The organism is Streptomyces sp. NPDC054883 (genome assembly GCF_053610645.1).
In genome coordinates this window covers 26,792-48,151 of sequence record NZ_JBSGYT010000024.1, presented here as the reverse complement: position 1 = coordinate 48,151, position 21,360 = coordinate 26,792, and the positions used below count along the sequence as shown (strand labels likewise).

The 21,360-nt window shown below is 72.2% G+C and carries 20 protein-coding genes; 9 read left to right on the top strand and 11 right to left on the bottom strand.

The genetic code is table 11. The features are described 5' to 3' along the window. Positions 1-123: 123 nt before the first annotated feature. Genes ACWGH1_RS19145 through ctaC form a run of 3 tightly spaced genes read right to left on the bottom strand, consistent with a single transcriptional unit; the run spans position 124 to position 3,226 of the window. Complete coding sequence (locus ACWGH1_RS19145; protein ID WP_136215173.1) at positions 124-522, bottom strand: cytochrome c oxidase subunit 4; 399 nt, start codon at positions 520-522, stop codon at positions 124-126. Next, the gene (gene ctaD, locus ACWGH1_RS19140) at positions 519-2,255 is read right to left on the bottom strand and encodes an aa3-type cytochrome oxidase subunit I (protein ID WP_136215172.1); all 1,737 of its coding nucleotides are present in this window, start codon (positions 2,253-2,255) and stop codon (positions 519-521) included. Before ctaD ends, ACWGH1_RS19145 begins: the two co-directional genes overlap by 4 nt. After that, positions 2,252-3,226, bottom strand: coding sequence for an aa3-type cytochrome oxidase subunit II (gene ctaC / locus ACWGH1_RS19135; RefSeq protein ID WP_453356117.1), 975 nt, complete (start codon positions 3,224-3,226; stop codon positions 2,252-2,254). Before ctaC ends, ctaD begins: the two co-directional genes overlap by 4 nt. A gap of 283 nt (positions 3,227-3,509) precedes the next feature. On the opposite strand from ctaC, the gene ACWGH1_RS19130 reads away from it, so the two are divergent. After that, the gene (locus ACWGH1_RS19130) at positions 3,510-4,889 is read left to right on the top strand and encodes an aminotransferase class V-fold PLP-dependent enzyme (protein ID WP_453408840.1); all 1,380 of its coding nucleotides are present in this window, start codon (positions 3,510-3,512) and stop codon (positions 4,887-4,889) included. Between the two features lie 49 nt (positions 4,890-4,938). Here ACWGH1_RS19130 and ACWGH1_RS19125 read toward each other — a convergent pair whose 3' ends face one another. Beyond that, positions 4,939-5,913 carry a carbohydrate kinase family protein gene (locus ACWGH1_RS19125; protein ID WP_453357066.1) on the bottom strand — a complete coding sequence of 325 codons (975 nt, stop codon included), beginning with the start codon at positions 5,911-5,913 and terminating at the stop codon, positions 4,939-4,941. A gap of 132 nt (positions 5,914-6,045) precedes the next feature. On the opposite strand from ACWGH1_RS19125, the gene ACWGH1_RS19120 reads away from it, so the two are divergent. After that, positions 6,046-6,261 (top strand): hypothetical protein, encoded by a 216-nt coding sequence (locus ACWGH1_RS19120; RefSeq protein ID WP_453357065.1) that lies wholly within the window; start codon positions 6,046-6,048, stop codon positions 6,259-6,261. Between the two features lie 82 nt (positions 6,262-6,343). Continuing rightward, positions 6,344-7,795, top strand: a complete 1,452-nt coding sequence (locus ACWGH1_RS19115) for a hypothetical protein (protein ID WP_453357064.1) — start codon at positions 6,344-6,346, stop codon at positions 7,793-7,795. A 72-nt stretch (positions 7,796-7,867) separates the two neighbouring features. Here ACWGH1_RS19115 and erpA read toward each other — a convergent pair whose 3' ends face one another. Beyond that, a complete protein-coding gene (gene erpA, locus ACWGH1_RS19110; RefSeq protein WP_136217385.1) occupies positions 7,868-8,224 on the bottom strand; it encodes an iron-sulfur cluster insertion protein ErpA in 357 nt (118 codons plus the stop codon). 308 nt (positions 8,225-8,532) lie between these two features. On the opposite strand from erpA, the gene nadA reads away from it, so the two are divergent. Further along, complete coding sequence (nadA, locus tag ACWGH1_RS19105; RefSeq protein WP_453357575.1) at positions 8,533-9,735, top strand: quinolinate synthase NadA; 1,203 nt, start codon at positions 8,533-8,535, stop codon at positions 9,733-9,735. Positions 9,736-9,810: 75 nt separating this feature from the next. On the opposite strand, the gene ACWGH1_RS19100 is transcribed toward nadA, so the two are convergent. The 3 genes from ACWGH1_RS19100 to ACWGH1_RS19090 all read right to left on the bottom strand — a co-directional run bounded on the left by ACWGH1_RS19100 (position 9,811) and on the right by ACWGH1_RS19090 (position 14,881). After that, entirely contained in the window at positions 9,811-12,924 is a 3,114-nt protein-coding gene (locus ACWGH1_RS19100; RefSeq protein WP_453352204.1) for an efflux RND transporter permease subunit, read from the bottom strand. A 145-nt stretch (positions 12,925-13,069) separates the two neighbouring features. After that, complete coding sequence (locus tag ACWGH1_RS19095) at positions 13,070-13,771, bottom strand: response regulator (protein WP_453352203.1); 702 nt, start codon at positions 13,769-13,771, stop codon at positions 13,070-13,072. A 288-nt stretch (positions 13,772-14,059) separates the two neighbouring features. After that, the gene (locus tag ACWGH1_RS19090) at positions 14,060-14,881 is read right to left on the bottom strand and encodes an adenosylcobinamide-GDP ribazoletransferase (RefSeq protein ID WP_453352202.1); all 822 of its coding nucleotides are present in this window, start codon (positions 14,879-14,881) and stop codon (positions 14,060-14,062) included. An 87-nt stretch (positions 14,882-14,968) separates the two neighbouring features. Here ACWGH1_RS19090 and ACWGH1_RS19085 point away from each other — a divergent pair, with 87 nt between their 5' ends. Further along, positions 14,969-15,739, top strand: a complete 771-nt coding sequence (locus tag ACWGH1_RS19085; protein WP_453352201.1) for a hypothetical protein — start codon at positions 14,969-14,971, stop codon at positions 15,737-15,739. A 27-nt stretch (positions 15,740-15,766) separates the two neighbouring features. Here ACWGH1_RS19085 and pspAA read toward each other — a convergent pair whose 3' ends face one another. Together pspAA and ACWGH1_RS19075 are read right to left on the bottom strand one after the other, a co-directional pair. Then, entirely contained in the window at positions 15,767-16,045 is a 279-nt protein-coding gene (gene pspAA / locus ACWGH1_RS19080) for a PspA-associated protein PspAA (RefSeq protein ID WP_453352200.1), read from the bottom strand. Positions 16,046-16,058: 13 nt separating this feature from the next. Beyond that, positions 16,059-16,853 (bottom strand): PspA/IM30 family protein, encoded by a 795-nt coding sequence (locus ACWGH1_RS19075; RefSeq protein WP_453352199.1) that lies wholly within the window; start codon positions 16,851-16,853, stop codon positions 16,059-16,061. 261 nt (positions 16,854-17,114) lie between these two features. Here ACWGH1_RS19075 and ACWGH1_RS19070 point away from each other — a divergent pair, with 261 nt between their 5' ends. Both ACWGH1_RS19070 and ACWGH1_RS19065 read left to right on the top strand, forming a co-directional pair. Next, a complete protein-coding gene (locus tag ACWGH1_RS19070) occupies positions 17,115-17,768 on the top strand; it encodes a DUF3043 domain-containing protein (protein ID WP_453352206.1) in 654 nt (217 codons plus the stop codon). Between the two features lie 116 nt (positions 17,769-17,884). Next, a complete protein-coding gene (locus ACWGH1_RS19065; protein ID WP_453352198.1) occupies positions 17,885-18,592 on the top strand; it encodes a class I SAM-dependent methyltransferase in 708 nt (235 codons plus the stop codon). Between the two features lie 28 nt (positions 18,593-18,620). Here ACWGH1_RS19065 and ACWGH1_RS19060 read toward each other — a convergent pair whose 3' ends face one another. Continuing rightward, complete coding sequence (locus ACWGH1_RS19060) at positions 18,621-18,833, bottom strand: hypothetical protein (protein WP_453352197.1); 213 nt, start codon at positions 18,831-18,833, stop codon at positions 18,621-18,623. Between the two features lie 116 nt (positions 18,834-18,949). Between ACWGH1_RS19060 and ACWGH1_RS19055 the strand changes: the two genes are divergently transcribed. Further along, on the top strand, positions 18,950-20,161 hold the full coding sequence (locus ACWGH1_RS19055; RefSeq protein WP_453352196.1) for a bifunctional adenosylcobinamide kinase/adenosylcobinamide-phosphate guanylyltransferase: 1,212 nt from the start codon (positions 18,950-18,952) through the stop codon (positions 20,159-20,161). Positions 20,162-20,254: 93 nt separating this feature from the next. Next, the gene (cobT, locus tag ACWGH1_RS19050; RefSeq protein WP_453352205.1) at positions 20,255-21,310 is read left to right on the top strand and encodes a nicotinate-nucleotide--dimethylbenzimidazole phosphoribosyltransferase; all 1,056 of its coding nucleotides are present in this window, start codon (positions 20,255-20,257) and stop codon (positions 21,308-21,310) included. Positions 21,311-21,360 lie beyond the last annotated feature (50 nt).

The following is a 21,360-nucleotide window of genomic DNA, read 5'->3' as shown; positions in this document are numbered from 1 at the left end:
GCCAACGCTAAGAAGGTATGACAATTACGGCGCGCGGGGTGACTGCAAACGAGGGGCCCGGACTCCTCCGTTGGAGGTGTCCGGGCCCCTGGTGCCGTGCTCGGGTCCTGCGGGTGGTGCTCGCTACTGGTTCTGGTTCTCACCGCGGTAGTACTCGTACACCCAGCCCCACAGGCCGATCACGATGATCGGGGCCGAGAAGTACATGAGCCACCAGCCGAAGATGACGCCCATGAACGCGAGCGCACCGCCGATGCCCAGCGAGAGCGGCTGCCAGCTGTGCGGGGAGAAGAACCCCAGCTCGCCCGCCTCGTCGGCGACGTCGGCCTCCAGGTTGTCCTGGGCCATCTCGTCCACGCGCTTGGCCGTGAAGGCCAGGTAGTAGCCGATCATGACGCTCAGGCCGAAGGCCAGGAAGAGCGCGGTGGTGCCCACGGGCTCCTTCGACCACACGCCGTACACGACGGCCATGATCAGGATGAAGAAGGAGAGCCAGAGGAACAGCTTGCCCTGGATCTTCACTTGCCGGCCTCCTTGTCGCCGGTGAGGGCCTTGGTGGCACCGGCGGTGTGGTCCTCGAGGTGGTCGAGGGCCGCGATCTCCGGGTGGTGCAGGTCGAACGCCGGGGACTCGGAGCGGATCCGCGGCAGGGTGAGGAAGTTGTGCCGCGGCGGCGGGCAGGAAGTCGCCCACTCCAGCGAACGGCCGTAACCCCACGGGTCGTCGACCTCGACCTTCTTGCCGTACTTGGCCGTCTTCCAGACGTTGTACATGAACGGCAGCATCGACAGGCCGAGCAGGAACGAGCTGATCGTGGAGATGGTGTTCAGCGTCGTGAAGCCGTCGGCGGCGAGGTAGTCCGCGTAACGGCGCGGCATGCCCTCGGCACCGAGCCAGTGCTGTACCAGGAAGGTGCCGTGGAAGCCGATGAACAGCGTCCAGAAAGTGATCTTGCCGAGGCGCTCGTCCAGCATCTTGCCCGTGAACTTGGGCCACCAGAAGTGGAAGCCGGCGAACATCGCGAAGACCACGGTGCCGAAGACGACGTAGTGGAAGTGCGCGACGACGAAGTACGAGTCGGAGACGTGGAAGTCCATCGGGGGCGAGGCCAGGATGACGCCGGTCAGGCCACCGAAGGTGAAGGTGACCAGGAAGCCGATCGTCCAGAGCATCGGGGTCTCGAAGGACAGCGAGCCCTTCCACATGGTGCCGATCCAGTTGAAGAACTTCACACCGGTCGGTACCGCGATCAGGAAGGTCATGAAGGAGAAGAACGGCAGCAGCACACCGCCGGTGACGTACATGTGGTGCGCCCACACGGTCACCGAGAGACCGGCGATCGCGATCGTCGCGGCGATCAGACCGATGTAGCCGAACATCGGCTTGCGGCTGAAGACCGGGATGATCTCGGAGACGATGCCGAAGAACGGTAGCGCGATGATGTACACCTCTGGATGGCCGAAGAACCAGAAGAGGTGTTGCCAGAGCAGGGCGCCTCCGTTCGAGGCGTCGAACACGTGCGCACCGAACTTCCGGTCGGCCTCCAGGGCGAAGAGCGCGGCGGCCAGCACCGGGAAGGCGAGCAGGACCAGCACACCGGTCAGCAGCACGTTCCAGGTGAAGATCGGCATGCGGAACATCGTCATGCCGGGAGCGCGCATGCAGATGATCGTGGTGATGAAGTTGACCGAGCCGAGGATCGTACCGAAGCCCGAGAAGGCCAGACCCATGATCCACATGTCGGCGCCGATGCCCGGCGAGCGGACCGCGTCCGACAGCGGGGAGTAGGCGAACCAGCCGAAGTCGGCGGCGCCGTTCGGCGTGACGAAGCCGGCCACCGCGATGGTCGAGCCGAAGAGGTACAGCCAGTACGCGAACATGTTCAGCCGCGGGAACGCCACGTCGGGCGCGCCGATCTGCAGCGGCATGATCCAGTTCGCGAAGCCCGCGAACAGCGGGGTGGCGAACATCAGCAGCATGATCGTGCCATGCATGGTGAACGCCTGGTTGAACTGCTCGTTCGACATGATCTGCGAGCCCGGACGGGCCAGCTCGGCGCGCATGAAGAGCGCCAGTACGCCGCCGATGAGGAAGAACACGAACGACGTGACCAGGTACATCGTGCCGATGGTCTTGTGGTCGGTCGTGGTCATCCACTTCACGACCACGTTGCCCGGCTGCTTGCGCCGTACCGGCAGCTCGTTCTCGTACGAGTCGGCTGCGGCGGCACCCTGAGGTTCGTTGAGGATGCTCACAGTTTGTTCGTCTCCGCGTTCCGGGCCGAGTCCGTCTGGTTGATGCCGGCCGGGAGGAAGCCGGTCTGCCCCTTCTCGGCCAGCTCCTTGAGGTGCGCCTGGTATTCGGCGGGCGAGACGATCTTCACGTTGAAGAGCATCCGGGAGTGGTCGACGCCGCAGAGCTCGGCGCACTTGCCCTTGTAGGTGCCGAACTGGTCCGGGGTGACCTCGAAGACGTTGGTGTGACCGGGGATCACGTCCTGCTTGAACAGGAAGGGCACCACCCAGAAGGAGTGGATGACGTCGTTCGACGACAGGATGAAGCGGACCTTCTCGCCCTTGGGCAGGTAGAGGGTCGGCCCCGGGTTGTTGGTCTGCGGGTTCCGCTCGCCGGGGACGCCCTTGTCGTAGACGCCCTCGGCGCCCGCGGGGAAGTCCTTGGTGAAGCGGTCCGGAATGTTGGCGAGGTTCTTGGGCACCTCGCCCGCCTTCGGGGTGGCCCCGTCGCCGTCGACGTTCTCGACGTAGTTGAAGCCCCAGCTCCACTGGTAGCCGACCACGTTGATCGTGTGGGCCGGCTTGGCGGAGAGGGAGAGCAGCTTCGACTCGTCACGCGCGGTGAAGTAGAAGAGCACCGAGACGATGATGAGCGGAACGACCGTGTACAGCGCCTCGATGGGCATGTTGTAACGGGTCTGCGGGGGGACCTCCACCTTCGTCCGGCTGCGCCGGTGGAAGATGACGCTCCACAGGATCAGGCCCCAGACCAGGATGCCCGTGACGAGGGCGGCTGCCCACGACCCCTGCCACAGGGACAGGATGCGAGGCGCCTCCTCCGTGACCGGGGTGGGCATTCCGAGGCGGGGGAAGTCTTGCCAGTTGTACGAGCAACCAGTGGCGGTCGCCAGGACCGCGCCCGCAGTCAGCGCCTGCAGCAGCTTCCGCCGCATCGGGCGCCGCGGCGAGCGGTCGGAGCCGTAGGGACTCACGTAGCGCCTTCCCGAGAGTCTCGGCCCGCGCGGCCGGCCGCGGCCGTGTTCGGGTCGGTCGCCGGCCCTGACGCAGGCAGGGGTTTGGATGTTTATGCGGACCAAACCCTACTGGACGCTATTTGGGGTCGCGCGGGGAGGGTGCCCAACGCGCCGCTACTGACCCCGAAGGGATGGATCCGCCGTCCGGGGGACGGCCCATCCGGCCCTGAACCGCGGCCGGGACCCCCCTTCTGACGGGCCCTGACCCCGGGTGCGGCGCAGGGCCGGTTAGCGTGCCCGTATGCCGTACTTCGACTCCGCTTCCGCCGCCCCGCTCCACCCCGTGGCCAGGCAGGCGCTGCAGGCCGCCCTGGACGAGGGCTGGGCCGACCCCGTCCGGCTGTACCGCGAGGGGCGGCGGGCCCGGCTGTTGCTGGACGCGGCGCGGGAGGCGGCCGCCGAGGCGGTGGGGTGCCGCGCCGACGAGCTCGTGTTCACTCCTTCGGGGACGCACGCGGTTCACACGGGCGTCGCGGGGGCGCTCGCCGGGCGCCGCCGGGTCGGCAGCCGGCTGGTCGTCTCGGCGGTGGAGCACAGCTCCGTCCTCCACGCGGCCGAGGCGCACGCGGCGTCCGGCGGCACGGTGACGGAGGTTCCGGTGGACCGGCTGGGGGCGGTGTCCCCCGACGGGTACGCCGCCGCCGTGGACCCGGCCACCGCGCTGGCCTGCCTCCAGTCGGCCAACCACGAGGTGGGCACGGTCCAGCCGGTGGCGGAGGTGGCCGAGGTCTGCGGGGCGGCGGGGGTGCCGCTGCTGGTGGACGCGGCGCAATCGCTGGGCTGGGGCCCGGTGGAGGGCGCGTGGTCGCTGCTCACCGCGAGCGCCCACAAGTGGGGCGGCCCGCCCGGGGTGGGGCTGCTGGCGGTCCGCAAGGGGGTCCGGTTCGCCCCCCAAGGCCCCTCGGACGAACGGGAGTCGGGCCGCTCCCCCGGCTTCGGCAACCTACCGGCCGTCGTGGCGGCGGCGGCCTCGCTGCGGGCCGTACGGGCCGAGGCGGACGCGGAGGCGGCCCGGCTGCGGGTGCTGGTGGACCGGATCCGGCGGCGGGTCGCTCGGCTGGTGCCGGACGTGGAGGTGGTGGGCGACGCCGAGCGGCGGCTGCCGCACCTGGTCACGTTCTCCTGCCTGTACGTCGACGGGGAGACCCTGCTGCACGAACTGGACCGGGCGGGCTACTCGGTGTCGTCGGGCTCGTCCTGCACCAGCTCCACCCTGACGGCGTCGCACGTCCTGAAGGCGATGGGCGTGCTGTCGGAGGGGAACGTACGGGTGTCCCTGCCGCCGGGGACGACGGCCGAGGAGGTGAACGGGTTCCTGGAGGTGCTGCCGAGGGCGGTGTCGGGCATGCGGGCGCGGCTCGGGGTGCCGCAGGCTCAGGAGGCGGCCCCCGTCGCGGAGTCGGTGGAGCTGGACGCGCTGGGCCTGCGGTGCCCGCAGCCGGTCATCGAGCTGGCCCGGGCGATCGGCACGGTGCCCGTGGGCGGGACGGTGACGGTGGTCTCCGACGACGAGGTGGCCCGGCTCGACATCCCGGCGTGGTGCGCGATGCGGGGCCACGCGTACGTGGGCGAGGCCGCCCGGCCGGTGGGCGCGGCGTACACGGTCCGCCGCCTGCGGTGACGGCGACGCCCCCGGCACCGGCCGGGGGCGTGGCCGTGGTGGTCGCGCGCTATGCCAGGTGGGCCCGGACCCCGGCGGCGGCCGTCTCGCCGTAGGCCTTGGTGAAGCGGTCCATGAAGTGCGCGCGGGCCAGGGTGTACTCCTGGGTGCCCAGCGTCTCGATCACCAGGGTCGCCAGCATGCAGCCGACCTGCGCCGCCCGCTCCAGCCCGACGCCCCAGCCCAGGCCGGTCAGGAAACCGGCGCGGAAGGCGTCGCCGACGCCGGTCGGGTCGATCTTCGCGTTCTCCTCCGGGCAGCCGACGACGATCGGCTCCTCGCCCTCGCGCTCGATGCGCACGCCGTTCGAGCCGAGCGTGGTGACGCGGGTGCCCACCTTGGAGAGGATCTCCGCGTCCGTCCAGCCGGACTTCGACTCGATGAGGCCCTTCTCGTACTCGTTCGAGAACAGGTACGTCGCGCCCTCCATCAGGGTGCGGATGTTCTCGCCGTCCATCCGGGCGATCTGCTGCGAGAAGTCGGCCGCGAAGGGGATCCCGCGGGTACGGCACTCCTCCGTGTGGCGGAGCATCGCCTCGGGGTCGTCGGCGCCGATCAGGACGAGGTCCAGCCCGCCCACCCGGTCGGCGACGGCCTTGAGCTCGATGAGGCGGGCCTCGCTCATCGCGCCCGTGTAGAAGGAGCCGATCTGGTTGTGGTCGGCGTCCGTGGTGCACACGAAGCGCGCGGTGTGCAGCACCTCGGAGATCCGCACGGACTCGGTGTCGACGCCGTGCCGGTCCAGCCAGGCGCGGTACTCGTCGAAGTCGTAACCGGCGGCGCCGACCAGGACCGGGCGGCTGCCGAGCTGCCCCATGCCGAAGCAGATGTTCGGGCCGACACCGCCCCGCCGGACGTCGAGGTTGTCGACGAGGAAGGAGAGGGAGACCGTGTGCAGCTGGTCGGCGACCAGCTGGTCGGCGAAGCGGCCCGGGAAGGTCATCAGGTGGTCGGTGGCGATGGAGCCGGTGACTGCGATACGCACGGCGTGGATGCTCCTGCGGGGGAGGGCGAGGGGACAGTCAAAACTACCCGGTCGACGGCTCGGGGCCGACCCGTCGAAACTACCCCGTAGTAGGTCTTTCTCCTCGCGTCACTCGCGCTTAACGTGCCCTCCATGACCTACACCGATGGTTTCGGGTACGCCGAGCACACCGCCGTGACGCGGCCGGGCTTCGCACGGCTGCTGGGCGACTGCGCCCGGATGGCCCCGCACTGGGCGGTCCCGGCAGACCCGCGGCCCGCGCCGGTGGCGCCCTCCCAGATCCACGGCGTCCGCGTCCCGCCCGCTTCGGCGCGGCTGATCGCCGCCACGGCGGAGTACGGCCACTAGGATCTGTCCGGAGGGAACCGGTTCGCGGTCCGCTCCGTCACACCCGCATCGAGACACGCGGGACAGGCGAAGGAGCGATGCGGTGACCACCGAACGACCCGACACATCACGCCCCACACGACGGCGGCCGGGCTGGGCCGTCGGCTCGGTCGCGGCGGCCGTCCTCCTGGCGGGCGGGGGCACCGCCTACTGGGCGTCCACGGCCTACGGCGACGGCTCGGGCGGCCGCCGTACGGGTGACAGCGCGGCCTCCGCGCCCCGCGTGGCGCCGACCCCGCCGGGCCCGGGCATCGCCCCCGGCGAGCCCGACCCCTCGGGCGGCGGGGTGACCTACCGGGCCGGCGTCAAGCTCCCCGACGCCCCGGCCACCGCCCCGGCCTACGCGGCCACCGGCGAGGTGACCTCCGAGGAGGTGGCCCGGCTCGCGACGGCCCTCGGCATCCCCGGCGCGCCCCGGCTCACCGGCGAGCAGTGGCTGGCCGGCGAGGCGGCCGACGGGTCCGGGCCCCGGCTCACGGTCACCCGTACGGCCCCGGGCACCTGGAACTTCACCCGGTTCCAGGCGGGCGGGGACGGCAACGGCGCCGGCAGCGGCGCGGGCGCGGGCAGCGACAACTGCAAGCGCGGCCAGGACACCTGCGGCCCGGCCACGCTGCCGCGGGCCGCGGGCGACACCGCTCAGCCCGTGTCCGAGGAGGCCGCCAAGTCCGCCGCCGCCCCGGTGCTCGCGGGCGCGGGCCAGGCGGACGCCAAGCTGGACGCCCGCCTCACCCAGGGCGCGGTCCGGGTGGTGACGGCCGACCCGGTGGTGGGCGGGATGCCCACGCAGGGCTGGTCCAGCAAGGTGAGCGTCGGCCCCGACGGCACGGTGGTGGCGGGCAGCGGCGAGCTGAAGGCCCCGGTCCGCACGGCCGAGGAGCCGGTGATCGGCGCCGCCGAGGCGCTGACCCGGCTCAACGCCCGCAGCGGCGGGTCGGCCGGGTCCGGCCCCGGCCCCAGCGGCTGCGCGACCTCGGTCCCGCTGACTCCGGACACGCCGACGGGCGCGACGGACACCCTGCCCTGCAACCCGGAGCCGCGCCCGATGAAGCCGCCGCGGACCGAGACCGTACGGGGGGCCGTGCTGGGCCTCGCCGCGGGGACGGTCGACGGCGGCGGGCGGGGCCTGGTCCCGGCCTGGCTGTTCGAGGCGGCGGCCGATGGCGCACCGGCGCACACGGTGGTCGAGCCGGCTTCGGCCCGCGAGACGGTCGCTCCGAGCGCGGGGGCGCGTACGGTGCCCGGGTTCTCCTACAAGGAGGCCGACCGGACGCTGACCGTGAACTTCTGGGGCGGGGTGTGCAGCACCTACGCCCTGGAGGCGCGGGAGGAGGGGACCGACGTCCTGGTGAAGATCACCGACACCCCGGACAAGCCGGGCCGGGCCTGCATCATGCTGGCGAAGGAGATGTCCCGGTCGGTGACGCTCCAGAAGCCGCTGGGCGACCGCAAGGTGGTGGACGCGACGACGGGCAAGCCGCTCCCCCGCCAGTAGCGCTCACCACCCCGGGTACGCCGAGGGCCCGGACGGCGGATGCCGTCCGGGCCCTCGGCGCAGCCCGTCGGCTTAGCTGAACGAGTCGCCGCAGGCGCAGGAGCCGGTGGCGTTCGGGTTGTCGATCGTGAAGCCCTGCTTCTCGATGGTGTCGACGAAGTCGATGGAGGCACCGTGCAGGTACGGGGAGCTCATGCGGTCGGTGACGACCTTGACCCCGTCGAAGTCCTTGACGACGTCGCCGTCGAGGGAGCGCTCGTCGAAGAAGAGCTGGTAGCGCAGGCCCGAGCAGCCACCGGGCTGGACGGCGACGCGCAGCGCGAGGTCATCACGGCCTTCCTGCTCCAGCAGGGTCCTGACCTTCTCGGCGGCGGCGTCGGACAGGAGGATGCCGTCGCTCACGGTGGTCTTTTCGTCCTGTACGGACATCTGCATTCACTCCCGAAGTGGGCGGCTCCCCGCCGGAGGCTGGGGAAACGTCGGACTCTTGCCGTCGGTGGCAACCAGCGCGACCGCGGATTCATTCCGGGTCCCGCACCTTGTTCCAGATATTCATGCTCGCACACCGGGGCCCGGGCGCGGACCTGACGGACGGGGACAGGCGGAGCGGGCGAATTCGTCACATCGACACTATCGGCATCGTCAAACTGACGTGAAGCGGCTATGATAGATAGCGTCAAATAGACGAGAAGTCGCTCCGAACGTCTTCAGAAGTCCCTTGTCGCAGAACAGAAAGGGTGCGTGTCGTGACCACCGCCCAGCCTATGGACACCCAGCCACTGGACGTCCAGCCGACGCCGCTCGCCCTGCTGCTGCTCGGCCGCGAAGCCGACCCCAAGAGCGAGCGCGGGGTCGAGTGCCCCGGCGACCTGCCCTCGCCGTCGGACCCGGACCTGGTGGCGCGCGCCCGCGCGGCCAAGGAGAAGCTGGGGGACAAGGTCTTCATCCTCGGCCACCACTACCAGCGCGACGAGGTCATCGAGTTCGCGGACGTGACGGGTGACTCCTTCAAGCTGGCCAGGGACGCGGCCGCCAAGCCGGAGGCCGAGTACATCGTCTTCTGCGGCGTCCACTTCATGGCCGAGTCGGCCGACATCCTCACGACGGACGACCAGAAGGTCGTGCTGCCCGACCTCGCGGCGGGCTGCTCGATGGCCGACATGGCCACCGCCGAGCAGGTCGCGGAGTGCTGGGACGTGCTGACCGAGGCGGGGATAGCCGGCAGCACGGTGCCCGTCTCGTACATGAACTCCTCCGCCGACATCAAGGCCTTCACCGGCAAGCACGGCGGCACGATCTGCACCTCCTCCAATGCCAAGAAGGCCCTGGAGTGGGCCTTCGAGCAGGGCGAGAAGGTGCTGTTCCTGCCGGACCAGCACCTGGGCCGCAACACCGCCGTGCGCGACATGGGCATGTCCCTGGACGACTGCGTGCTCTACAACCCGCACAAGCCGAACGGCGGCCTGACCGCCGAGCAGCTGCGGGACGCCAAGATGATCCTGTGGCGCGGGCACTGCTCGGTGCACGGCCGGTTCTCGGTCGACTCCGTCAACGACGTCCGCGCCCGGATCCCCGGCGTGAACGTGCTCGTCCACCCCGAGTGCAAGCACGAGGTCGTGGCGGCCGCCGACTACGTCGGCTCGACGGAGTACATCATCAAGGCGCTGGAGGCGGCCCCGGCCGGCTCCAAGTGGGCCATCGGCACCGAGCTGAACCTGGTCCAGCGCCTGGCGAACCGATTCGCCGCCGAGGACAAGGAAGTCGTCTTCCTCGACAAGACGGTCTGCTTCTGCTCGACCATGAACCGCATCGACCTCCCCCACCTGGTGTGGGCCCTGGAGTCCCTGGCCGAGGGCAACCTCGTCAACCGGATCCAGGTCGACAAGGAGACGGAGAGCTTCGCGAAGCTCGCCCTGGAGCGGATGCTGGCGCTGCCGTAGCCCGCCCCCACCGCACGCCCGAAGGGGCGCCTCCCGGCCGGGAGGCGCCCCTTCGGCGTGTACGGAGCCCCGCGCTCAGACCCGCGCCGGGGTCTCCCCCTCGCTCGGGGCCGGGACCACCGTCAGGCGGGCCCGCCGCTTGGCCTGCCGGCGCTCCTTGAACAGCTCGACCATCGTGTAGAGGGTCGGCACCAGGAGCAGGGTCAGCAGCGTCGAGCTGATCAGGCCGCCGATGACCACCACCGCGAGCGGCTGGGAGATGAAGCCGCCTTCGCCGGTGACGCCGAGCGCCATCGGGAGCAGCGCGAAGACGGTCGCGAGTGCGGTCATCAGGATGGGCCGCAGGCGGTGCCGACCGCCCTCGATGACGGCCTCGACGACGCCCAGGCCCTGGCTCCGGTACTGGTTGACCAGGTCGATCAGGACGATCGCGTTGGTGACCACGATGCCGATGAGCATCAGCATGCCGATCATCGCCGGGACGCCCATCGGGGTGCCGGTGACGATCAGCAGGCCGAGCGCGCCGGTCGCCGCGAAGGGGACGGACACCAGCAGGATCAGCGGCTGGACCAGCGACCGGAAGGTCGCGACCAGCAGCATGAAGACGATCGCGATGGCCGCGAGCATCGCCAGGCCCAGGGAGCCGAAGGCTTCGCTCTGGTCCTGGGAGACGCCGCCGATGGAGGCGGTGGCGCCGACGGGCAGGTCCAGCGCCTTGATGCTGCTCTGGAGCGCGCTGCTGACGGCACCGGTGTTGTCGCCGACCGGCCGGGCGGTGATGGTGGCGGCGCGGGCGCCGTCGATCCGGGTCATCGCGACGGGGCCGGGGACCGTCTTCACGTCGGCGACGTCGCCGAGCCTGGCCGTCGGGCCGACCGGCAGCGCCTGGAGTTCGGCCAGGGTGGTGGCCGGCCGGGCGGACTTGATGACGATGTCCCGCTCGGTGTCGTCCAGTACGGCCTTGCCGGCCGGGGTGCCGCGGACGGCCTGGGCGACGAGCGCGCCGAGGGCGCCCTGGTCCAGGCCCGCTTCGGCGGTCTTGGGGGTGGCGGTGACCGAGATGCGGGGCACGGACTGGGAGAGGTCGCTCTGGACGTCGGTGACGTCCTTGAGCTTGGCCACCTCGGCCTGCACCTGCTCGGCGGCCTTGGCGAGCACGCCCGCGTCACCGGCCTTGACGACCACGCTCAGGTTGGAGCTGCCGAAGCCGCCGCCCGCGAGGATCCGGGTCTCGCCGACGCCGTCGAGCCCGGCCAGCTCGCCCTCGATGCGCCCCTTGACGGAGTCGGCGTCGCCGGCGTCCTCCAAGGTGACCTGGTAGGAGGCCTGGTTGGTGCCCGTACCGCCGCCGAAGGCCGCCATGAAGCCGGAGGAGCCGACGGTGACCTGGTAGTCCTTGACCCCGTCGACGGAGCCGAGGACCCGCTCGACCTTGCGGCTCGCCTCGTCGGCGGCGGCCAGCGAGGTGCCCGGGGCCAGCGTCTGCTTCACCGTCAGGGTGTCCTGCTCGCCCTGGTCGAAGAAGTTCGTCTTGAGCAGCGGGGTCATGGCGAAGGTGGCGACCAGGACCGCCGCCGCGACGGCGACACTGGTCAGCCGGCGGCGGGTGGCGAAGCCCAGGACGCGGACGTAGAACCGCTGGAGGCGGCTGCGCGCCTCCTTCTCCTCCGCGTCGCGCCGGGCCTTGCCGGGATCCTGCGAGGTGCCCTTGGGGGCGCGCAGGAACCAGTACGACAGGACGGGTACGACGGTCAGCGAGACGAGCAGCGACGCCAGCAGGGCGGCCGTGACGGTCAGCGAGAAGGAGCTGAACAGCTGTCCGATCATGCCGCCGACGAGGCCGATCGGCAGGAAGACGGCGACGGTGGTGAGGGTGGAGGAGGTGACCGCCCCGGCCACTTCCCTCACCGCGGTGATGATGGCGGCCTCGCGCTCCTCGCCGTAGCCGAGGTGGCGCTTGATGTTCTCCAGGACCACGATCGAGTCGTCGACGACCCGGCCGATGGCGATGGTGAGCGCGCCGAGCGTCAGCATGTTCAGCGACAGGTCGCGGGTCCACAGGACGATCAGCGCGAGGACGACGGACAGCGGGATGGAGACCGCGGTGACCAGCGTCGAGCGCAGCGAGGCGAGGAAGACCAGGATCACGAGAACCGCGAAGACCAGGCCGAGGGCGCCCTCGGTGGTCAGGCCCGAGATGGACTTGGCGACGGCCGGGCCCTGGTCCATGATCACGGCCAGGCCGGCGCCCGAACCGAGGGTGGAGCGCAGCTCGGGCAGCTTGTCCTTAACCGCGTCGGAGATCGCGACGGCGCTGCCGTCCTTGTCCATGGTCAGGGTGACGGACAGGCTGGGCTTGCCGTTGGTACGGGTGAGGGAGGCGGCCTTGGCGGGCTCCTGCTTCACCGAGGCGACGTCGGCCAGGCGCACGGCCGGCTTGCCGGGCCCGGCGCTCAGGCGCAGCTCCTCCAGTTGGGCGAGGGAGGTGTAGCCGGCGCCGACCCGCACGGTGCGGTTCTTGCCCTCCTCGTCGAAGGAGCCGGCGGGGACGGTCGCGCCGCCCGCCTGGAGGCCCTTGGCGAGGGAGGCGCCGTCGAGACCGGCCGCCGCCAGCTTCGCGGGGTCGGGGGTGACGGTGACCTGGAGCTTCTGGACGCCGTCGACGGTGACCCGGCCGACGCCGGGGATGTCGGAGAGGACGGGGACGACCGAGCTCTCCAGCTGGTCGGCGAGGGCCTGCTGGTCCTTGCCGGAGGTGGCGGCGAGGACCACGGTCGGCATGTCGTCGGTGGAACCGGCCACCACCTGCGGGTCGACGTCGGCGGGCATCCGGACGCGGGCCCGGTTGACGGCCTGCTGGACGTCGGCGACGAGCTGCTTGGTGCCGCTGTCGCCGTAGTCAAACTGCGCCGTGATCAGGGCGTTGCCCTCGCTGGCGGTCGAGGTGATGCCGGTGATGCCGTCAACACCCTTGAGGGTGGCCTCGATCGGCTCGATGACCTGCTTCTCCACCACGTCGGGCGAGGCACCCTCGTACGGCGCGAGCACGGACACCATCGGCAGTTCGATGGAGGGCAGCAGTTGCTGCTTGAGCTGTGGGATGGCTATGGCGCCGAAGAAGAGCGCGACGATCGACACGAGGCCGATCAGCGCTCTCTGGGCCAGGCTGAAGCGGGACAGCCACGACATGGTTCGGGATCTCTCTGCAGGTTCAGACACGAGGGCGCCTCAGCCTCGCCCGTGCCGCGGTGGCAGCGCGTCGCTCCCAGGTGCCGTCCTCGCGTCCCGCGTACCGCGCCCGCAGTACGCCGCCCTACTGCGCGGCCCGCCGCGCTCAGTCCGCGCGGGGCCGGACCAGGCCCGATTCGTAGGCGATGACGACCAGTTGGGCCCGGTCGCGGGCGCCGAGCTTGGCCATGGCCCGGTTGACGTGCGTCTTGACGGTGAGCGGGCTGACTTCCAGGCGGCCGGCGATGCCGTCGTTGGAGAGGCCGGCCGCGACGAGTACGAGTACCTCGCGCTCGCGGCCGGTCAGCGCGGCGAGCCGTTCCGCGTGCGCGGAGCCGGGGGCAGGGGCGTCGGCCGGGGCGCCCTGGGCGAGGAAGGTGGCGATCAGCCCCTTGGTGGCGGCCGGGGAGAGCAGCGCCTCGCCGGCGGCGGCGACCCGGATGGCGGTGAGCAGCTCTTCGGGCTCGGCGCCCTTGCCGAGGAAGCCGGAGGCGCCCGCCCGCAGGGCCTGGACCACGTACTCGTCGACCTCGAAGGTGGTCAGCATGACGACCCGGACCGCGGCGAGTGCCGGGTCGGCGGTGATCATGCGGGTGCCGGCGAGGCCGTCGGTGCCCGGCATGCGGATGTCCATGAGGACGACGTCGGCCCGGTGTTCGCGGGCCAGGGCGTAGGCCTGGGCGCCGTCCGAGGCCTCGCCCACGACGTGCATGTCGGGCTCGGAGTCGACCAGCACCTTGAACGCGCTGCGCAGCAGCGCCTGGTCGTCGGCGAGCAGCACCCTGATGGGCGTCGGCGTCTCTTCCACGCCCCGAGCGTACGGCGCGTCCCCCACCGGCCCGCGCCCGGGCAGGGGCCGGCGGCGCCCGGGCCGCGGCTTCGGCCGGCGGTCGCGCCCCGCGGGCGGCCGGCGGGGGGAGGGGCTATCCGACCCTGATCCGTCGGGCCCCGGACCTGGATCGACACCCCGTTCGGGATGGACTGCGAGGCGGCCGGTTCGAGTGCCGCGGCCGCCGCGACGCCTCGGCGCGCCGGCAGACCCGGCTGACGTCGAGCAGCGGCAGGGCCCGGCACCCGTCGCGCGGGGCGGACAGGCCTATCCCAGGGCGAGGGTCAGCAGCGTCACGGTCGCCGCGGTCTCGCAGAGGGCTCCGAAGACGTCCCCGGTGACCCCGTCGAAGCGGTGCACGCAGCGGCGCAGCAGGAGTTCGGCGGCGCCCAGCGCGAGGAGTACCGCGGCGGCGTGCCGGGCGGCCGCGGGCAGGCCCAGCGGGAGGGCCGCGGCGGCTGCCGCCGCCGTGGCGAGGACGGCGACGGCGGTGGCCGAGCGGCGCGGGAGCACGCCCGCGACGGCCGCGCCCAGGCCGCCGGGCCGGGCGGCGGGGACGCCGTCGCGCGCGGCCAGGGTCATCGAGAGCCGGGCGGCGACGGCGGCTGTCACCGCGGCGAGGGCCCCCCGGCCCCAGCCGTCCGCGTAGGCGTCGGCCAGGGCGGCCACCTGGATCAGCAGCACGAAGAGCAGGGAGATCACGCCGAAGGGGCCGATGTCGGACTGCTTCATGATCCGCAGCGCGTCCTCGGCCGGCTTCGCGCTGCCCAGCCCGTCGGCGGTGTCGGCCAGCCCGTCGAGGTGCAACCCGCGGGTCAGCGCGGCCGGGACGGCGACGGTGACGGCCGCGGCCAGCAGCGGGCCGCCGCCGAGGAGCAGCAGGAGTGCTCCGGCCGCCGCCGCGAGCGCGCCCACGACGAGGCCGGCGAGCGGGGCGCACGCCATCCCGGTGCGGGCGGCCGGCCGGTCCCAGCGGGTGATGCGGGCGGGCAGCACGGTGAGCGTGCCGAACGCGAAGCGGAGCCCGTCGGTGAACGGGGCGCGCTCCGCGGGCGGGGCGGTCGGCGGATCTTCGTACGAATCTGTCATCGGCGCGAACGCTACCCGCTCACGGCGGCCGGTAAATTGCCCAATACCTGCTAAACCGGGAGGTGCCAGGGGAAGGAGCCGGCGGGTATGGGTCACTGGTGGTATCGGAACATCATCGAACCGGGCAAGCTGCCGCTGCTGCTCGCCCTGCTGTCGTTCGTGCTGTCGTTCCTGGTCACCCGCGTGATCACCCGGCTGATCCGGGCCGGCAAGGGACCGTTCCGCAACGTCTCCCCGGGCGGCCTGCACATCCACCACGTGGTGCCCGGGGTGATCCTGGTGATCATCGGCGGGTTCGGCTCGATCGCCAGCGGCCGGGGCGGTTTCGGCGCGCTGGCCTCGGCCGTGCTCTTCGGGCTGGGCGCGGGCCTGGTACTGGACGAGTTCGCGCTGATCCTGCACCTCGACGACGTCTACTGGAGCGAGCAGGGACGCAAGAGCGTCGAGATCGTGGTCCTGACGGCCGCGCTGGTGGCGCTGGTGCTGGGCGGGTTCCTGCCCTTCGGGGTGAACGACCTCAGTCCCGGGGAGCGGCAGAGCCGGGGCCTGGTGGTCCTGAACATGGCCGGGAACTTCTTCCTGGCGCTGGTCGCCCTCTGGAAAGGCAAGCCGCGCACCGCGCTGTTCGGGACGGTCGTGCCCTTCGTCGCGCTGATCGGCGCGATCCGGCTGGCCCGGCCCGGTTCCCCGTACGCGAAGCGGTTCTACGCCAAGCGCCCGCGGGCCCGCGCCAGGGCCGGGCTGCGGGCCTTCCACCACGACCGGCGCTGGGCCGCGCCGCGCCGCAAGTTCGAGGAGTTCATCGGCGGCGCCCCGGACCCGCAGCGGATCTCCATGCGCAAGGGCCCGCCGCACTGAGCGGCGGACCCTGCTGGTGCGCGCCGGTCAGCTGGGGATCAGGCCGTCGTCGCTGAGCATCTCCCGGACCTCGTCCAGCGTCGCGTCCGGGGCGGGCAGGATGAGTTCCGACGGCTCCAGCGCATCGTCCGGCAGCGGCTCGCCGAGGCGCCGGACCGCGTCGAGCAGGGCGCAGAGCGTGTTGCGGAAGCCCTGCTCGTCCCCGGACTCCATCTCCGCGAGGAGTTCGTCGTCCAGCGTGTTGAGTTCGGCGAAGTGGCTGTCGGCCAGCTCCACCTGGCCTTCCCCCATGATGCGGACAATCATGACGGGCCCCGTCCTACTGCTTGTCGAACCGGTGCTGGGTCTGCGACGGCTGGCCGGTTCCCGGGGCGCCGCCCTCGATGGCCTGCTGCTGGGCGGACGGGCCGCCCGCCAGCTCGGCCTTCATCCGCTGGAGTTCCAGTTCCACGTCGGTGCCGCCGGAGAGGCGGTCGAGCTCGGCCTGGATGTCGTCCCTGGAGCCGAGACCGCTCTGGTCGTCCAGGGCGCCGGAGGCCAGCAGCTCGTCGATCGCGCCGGCCCTCGCCTGGAGCTGGGCGGTCTTGTCCTCGGCACGCTGGATGGCGAGGCCGACGTCGCTCATCTCCTCCGAGATGCCGGAGAAGGACTCGGCGATCCGGGTCTGCGCCTGGGCCGCGGTGTAGGTGGCCTTGATGGTCTCCTTCTTCGTCCGGAAGGCGTCCACCTTGGCCTGCAGGCGCTGGGCGGCCAGCGTCAGCTTCTCCTCCTCGCCCTGGAGGGTCTGGTGCTGCACCTCGAGGTCGCTGACCTGCTGCTGGAGGGAGGCGCGCCGGGCCAGGGCCTCGCGGGCCAGGTCCTCGCGGCCGAGGGCGAGCGCCTTGCGGCCCTGGTCCTCCAGCTTGGCGGACTGGCCCTGGAGCTGGTTCAGCTGCAGTTCCAGCCGCTTGCGGGAGGTCGCCACGTCGGCGACTCCCCGGCGCACCTTCTGCAGCAGTTCCAGCTGCTTCTGGTACGAGTAGTCGAGGGTTTCGCGCGGGTCCTCGGCCCGGTCAAGGGCCTTGTTCGCCTTCGCGCGGAAGATCATCCCCATACGCTTCATGACACCGCTCATGGGCTTCGCGCGCCCCCTTCTAGACGGACTTCGCTCCAGGTCACAGCCATGGCGGTGCCCGGTCTCCCGAGACGGCCGCCAACAGGACCCACAGTACGGGCCCTGTCTCTATTACCGCACTGTTCCTGTGCGGATGCGCTCCTCCTCCAGGACGACTGTTTCCCCCGCCGTATCGGGCGCAAGGAGTAGGTGGTCCCAGGAGAAGCGGCAGGCGCACCCGCCGTAAGAACCCTGCACAGGGAAGACGCCCGCCGTTGCCGGATCGTTCCCCGCCGAGGTGGGGCGGGGGCGCACGAGCACGTAGGCTTGGGTTTTGTGTTTGGTAGCCGTTCCTCCAAGGAAGAAAAGGACGCCGCCACCGAAAAGGTGAGCGCCGGCCTTTCGCAGCCCCGTAACCCCCAGGCCCCGAAGGGCCGCCCGACGCCGAAGCGTGCTGTGGCCCAGTCGCAGCGCAAGGCAGTGGTGGCCTCGACCGGCAACCGCAAGGAGGATGCCAAGCGCGCCCGTGAGCGCCGCCGCGTAGAGCTGTCCAAGCAGCGCGAGGCGCTGGCCAATGGCGACGAGCGCTACCTGCCCGCCCGCGACAAGGGCCCGGTCCGCAAGTTCGTCCGCGACTACGTGGACTCGCGCTACTCGGTCGCCGAGATGTTCTTGCCGCTCGCGGTGATCATCCTGGTGCTGAGCATGGTCCGGATCCCCTCGATCCAGAACATCGCGCTGCTGCTGTGGCTCGGCGTGATCGTCCTGATCATCCTCGACTCCATCGGCCTGTTCATCCGCCTGCGCAAGGCCCTGAACACGCGCTTCCCGGACGAGCCGAAGCGCGGCGCCGCCGCCTACGGCCTGATGCGCACCCTCCAGATGCGCCGCCTGCGCCTTCCGAAGCCGCAGGTCAAGCGCGGGGAACGGCCCTGAGCCGAGCGACGCCCCGCTCCGGGGCGTCAGGGGAGGGGAAACAGGGTTTCGCCGGGGGCGCCCGGCTGTGGCTGGAGGGCCTGGGCGGGCTGCGCAACGCCGTCCGTCAGGAACTCGTGGGCCGACAGGTCGACGAGCAGATCGTGCACCGCTTCCCCGTCGGGCAGCGGCTGCGCGTGCTCGACGTCGGCATGGGCCAGGGCACCCAGGCGCTGCGCCTGGCCCGGGCCGGGCACATGGTCACCGGCCTGGAGCAGGACCCGGACATGCTGGCGGTCGCGCACGCCGCGCTGGCCGCCGAGCCCCCCGGGATCCAGGACCGGGTCCGGCTGCTGGAGGGCGACGGCCGCGAGACGGGAGCCCACTTCGGTCCCGGCAGCTTCGACGTGGTGCTGTGCCACGGCGTGCTGATGTACGTACCCGAACCGGACGCGATGCTCGCCGGGCTGGCGCGCATGCTGGCTCCCGGCGGACTGCTGTCCCTGCTGGTGCGCAACGGCGACGCCCTCGCCATGCGGCCCGGGCTGGACGGGGACTGGACGGCCGCGCTGGCCGCCTTCGACACCGTGGACTACACGAACCGGCTCGGCCTCGAGGTACGGGCCGACCGGCTGGCCGATCTGACCGCGACCCTGTCCGGGATCGGCGCCCCGCTCCAGACCTGGTACGGCGTCCGCGTCTTCACCGACGGGACCGAGGCCGGCGAGAGCCTGCCGCAGGACGGGGAGCTGGAGCGGCTGCTGGCCGCCGAGGAGCGGGGCGGACGCACCGACCCCTACCGCGGGGTGGCGGCGCTGCTGCACCTGTGCGGTGTACGGGGCTGACCCCGCACACCGCCGCCGCGTCAGGCGCTCACGCGTCCAGCGCCTCGCGCAGGCTCATCGTGTACAGCTCCGCGCCGCTGTCGTCGGCCAGCTTGACCCGCTCGACGCCGCCCTCCAGCAGGTCCTTCCAGTACTCCCCGATCCAGGACTCCGCGTCCCCCTGCGTGGTGAACTCCTCAGGCTCCACCGACGGGTTGGTCTCGCCGCCGTCGGCCGCCTCGAACCGCCACGTCCACGCCATGTCCGCCTCCGTTGCTCGTCCGCCGCTCGTCTGTCGCTCGCGCGCGTACTCCCCTTGAGTCTGCCCGCAGAGTAGCCGGGCGCGCAGCAGTCCCGGCGACGCGGGAGGATCATCCCGTGGAACTCACTCTCCTCGGTACCGGTACACCCGAAGGACTGCCCCGCCCCGGCTGTCCCTGCGCCGCCTGCGCCCTGGCCGTCGGCCCGGCGGCCCGCGCCGCGACCGCCGTTCTGGTGGACGGCGCGCTGCTGCTGGACCTGACCCCGGGGGCGGTGCTGGCCGGCGCCCGTGCGGGGCATTCCCTCTCGGGCGTGCGGCAGGTGCTGCTCACCCACCCGCACGACGGCCCGGCAGTGGAGCTGCCGCCCGGGCTGCCCGCCGCCGGCCGGGTGCCGGACGGCCGGGAGCTGGCCGTGATCAGCGGGCACCGGGTGCGGGCCGTGCCGATGGACGCCCCGGGCACGGGGTACGAGGTCACCGCGCCGGACGGGGGCCGGCTGCTGTACCTGCCGCCGGGCGGGGCGCCGGCGGGCCTGGGCCCCGCCTCGGGCGGGCAACTCCCGTACGACGTGGTCCTCGCGGACGTGCTCGGCCGCCCGGAGGCGCTGGCCCGGCTGCGGGCGAGCGGGGCGGTCGGCCCGGCCACCGATGTGATCGCCGTGCACCTGGACCACGACACCCCGCCGGGCCGGGAGCTGGAGCGCCGGTGTGCGGCCGTCGGGGCGCGGACGGTGGCGGACGGCACCACGGTGGTGGCCGGCGAGTACCGCGCGCTGCCGCAGGTGCCGCGGCGGACGCTGGTGCTGGGCGGGGCCCGCTCGGGGAAGTCGTACGAGGCCGAGCGGCGGCTGGCGCCGTTCCCCGGGGTGGTCTACGTCGCCACGGGCGGTTCCCGGGACGGTGACGCGGAGTGGGCGCAGCGGGTCGGCCTGCACCGGGAGCGGCGTCCGGCGAGCTGGCGGACGGTGGAGACGTGCGAGCTGGTGCCGCTGCTGGCGGACGGGGACGGGCCGCCGCTGCTGGTGGACTGTCTGGCGCTGTGGCTGACGGACGCGATGGACCGGGCGGGCGCGTGGGACGACTCGGTGTGGGCGGCGGGCGGCCTGACCGAGCTGCGCAAGCGGACCGGCGCGCTGGTGGAGGCCGTGCGCACGACCCGTCGGCCGGTGGTGTTCGTCAGCAACGAGGTGGGTGCGGGCGTGGTTCCCGCGACCGCGTCGGGGCGGCGCTTCCGTGACGAGCTGGGCCGGCTGAACAACGCGGTGGCGGCCGAGTGCGAGCACGTGCTGCTGGTCGCGGCCGGCCAGGTGCTGATCTTGAAGCCCTGACACCGCGGCGGGGCCGCGGGAGGCCGGCGACGGCTTGCGGGACAGGGCCTGAGGGAGGGCTTCACCGCCTGTACTCTCTGGCAGATGACCACGCTGAATCTCGACGAGTTCTCCGATCTGATCGAGCGCCCCGACGGGGGCGTCCGTCGTGATGCCGAGGATCGCCGCGAACGGCTGGCCGTGCCGCCCGGCGCGCTGGGCCGGCTCGACGAGCTCGGCGAGTGGCTGGCCGCCGCACAGGGGCGGGTGCCGGTCCGGGCGATCGAGCGGCCGCGCGTCGTGCTGTTCGCCGCCGACCACGGGATCGCCGCCGCCGGCGTCTCCGGCCGGGCCGCCGGCTCCGCCCACGAACTGGTGCGCGCGGTGCTCGACGGGACCAGCCCGGTCTCCGTCCTGGCCGGCCGGTTCGGTGCCGGTGTCCGCGTCGTCGACGCGGGACTGGACTGCGACCCCGCACTGCTTCCGGCGGACGTCACCCGCCACCGCGTCCGGCGCGGCAGCGGCCGCATCGACGTGGAGGACGCCCTGACGCCCGAGGAGGCCGAGGCCGCGCTCCGGCTCGGGATGCGCGTCGCCGATGAGGAAGCCGACGCGGGGACCGACCTCGTCGTGCTCGGCGACCTCAGCGTGGGCGGCACCACGGTGGCCGCGACGCTGATCGCGGCCCTGTGCGGCACGGACGCCTCCGTGGTGACGGGCCGCGGCGGGGTCCCCATCGACGACCTGGCCTGGATGCGCAAGTGCGCGGCGATCCGCGACGCGCTGCGCCGGGCCCGGCCCGTGCTGGGCGACCAGGTGGCCCTGCTGGCCAAGGTCGGCGGCGCGGACGTCGCCGCCGTCACCGGGTTCCTGCTCCAGTGCGCGGTACGCCGTACGCCGGTCATCCTCGACGGCATCGTGTCGGCGGCCTGCGGGCTGGTGGCCCAGCGGGCCGCGTTCCGGGCGCCGGACTGGTGGCTGGCCGGCCAGGCCAGCGGGGAGCCGGGCCAGGCCAAAGCCCTGGACCGGATGGCGCTCAACCCCGTGCTCGACCACGGCGTCACAGTGGGGGAAGGAACCGGGGCCCTGCTGGCCCTCCCCCTCGTCCAAGCGGCCGCCGCACTCGCGGCGGACCTGCCCGAGCGGGCGGCGGAGGAACCGAAGGACTGAGTCGACGGGCGCCACGGGCCTGAGCAGTCCGGGGTGCTCGAACCGCCCGT

Coding starts and splice junctions, on each gene's coding strand:
- ACWGH1_RS19130 (WP_453408840.1), top strand. CDS start 3,510: ATGCCGTACTTCGACTCCGCTTCCGCCGCCCCGCTCCACCCCGTGGCC.
- ACWGH1_RS19085 (WP_453352201.1), top strand. CDS start 14,969: ATGGGTCACTGGTGGTATCGGAACATCATCGAACCGGGCAAGCTGCCG.
- ACWGH1_RS19060 (WP_453352197.1), bottom strand. CDS start 18,833: ATGGCGTGGACGTGGCGGTTCGAGGCGGCCGACGGCGGCGAGACCAAC.
- ACWGH1_RS19100 (WP_453352204.1), bottom strand. CDS start 12,924: ATGTCGTGGCTGTCCCGCTTCAGCCTGGCCCAGAGAGCGCTGATCGGC.
- ACWGH1_RS19075 (WP_453352199.1), bottom strand. CDS start 16,853: ATGAGCGGTGTCATGAAGCGTATGGGGATGATCTTCCGCGCGAAGGCG.
- erpA (WP_136217385.1), bottom strand. CDS start 8,224: ATGTCCGTACAGGACGAAAAGACCACCGTGAGCGACGGCATCCTCCTG.
- ACWGH1_RS19090 (WP_453352202.1), bottom strand. CDS start 14,881: ATGACAGATTCGTACGAAGATCCGCCGACCGCCCCGCCCGCGGAGCGC.
- ACWGH1_RS19120 (WP_453357065.1), top strand. CDS start 6,046: ATGACCTACACCGATGGTTTCGGGTACGCCGAGCACACCGCCGTGACG.
- pspAA (WP_453352200.1), bottom strand. CDS start 16,045: ATGATTGTCCGCATCATGGGGGAAGGCCAGGTGGAGCTGGCCGACAGC.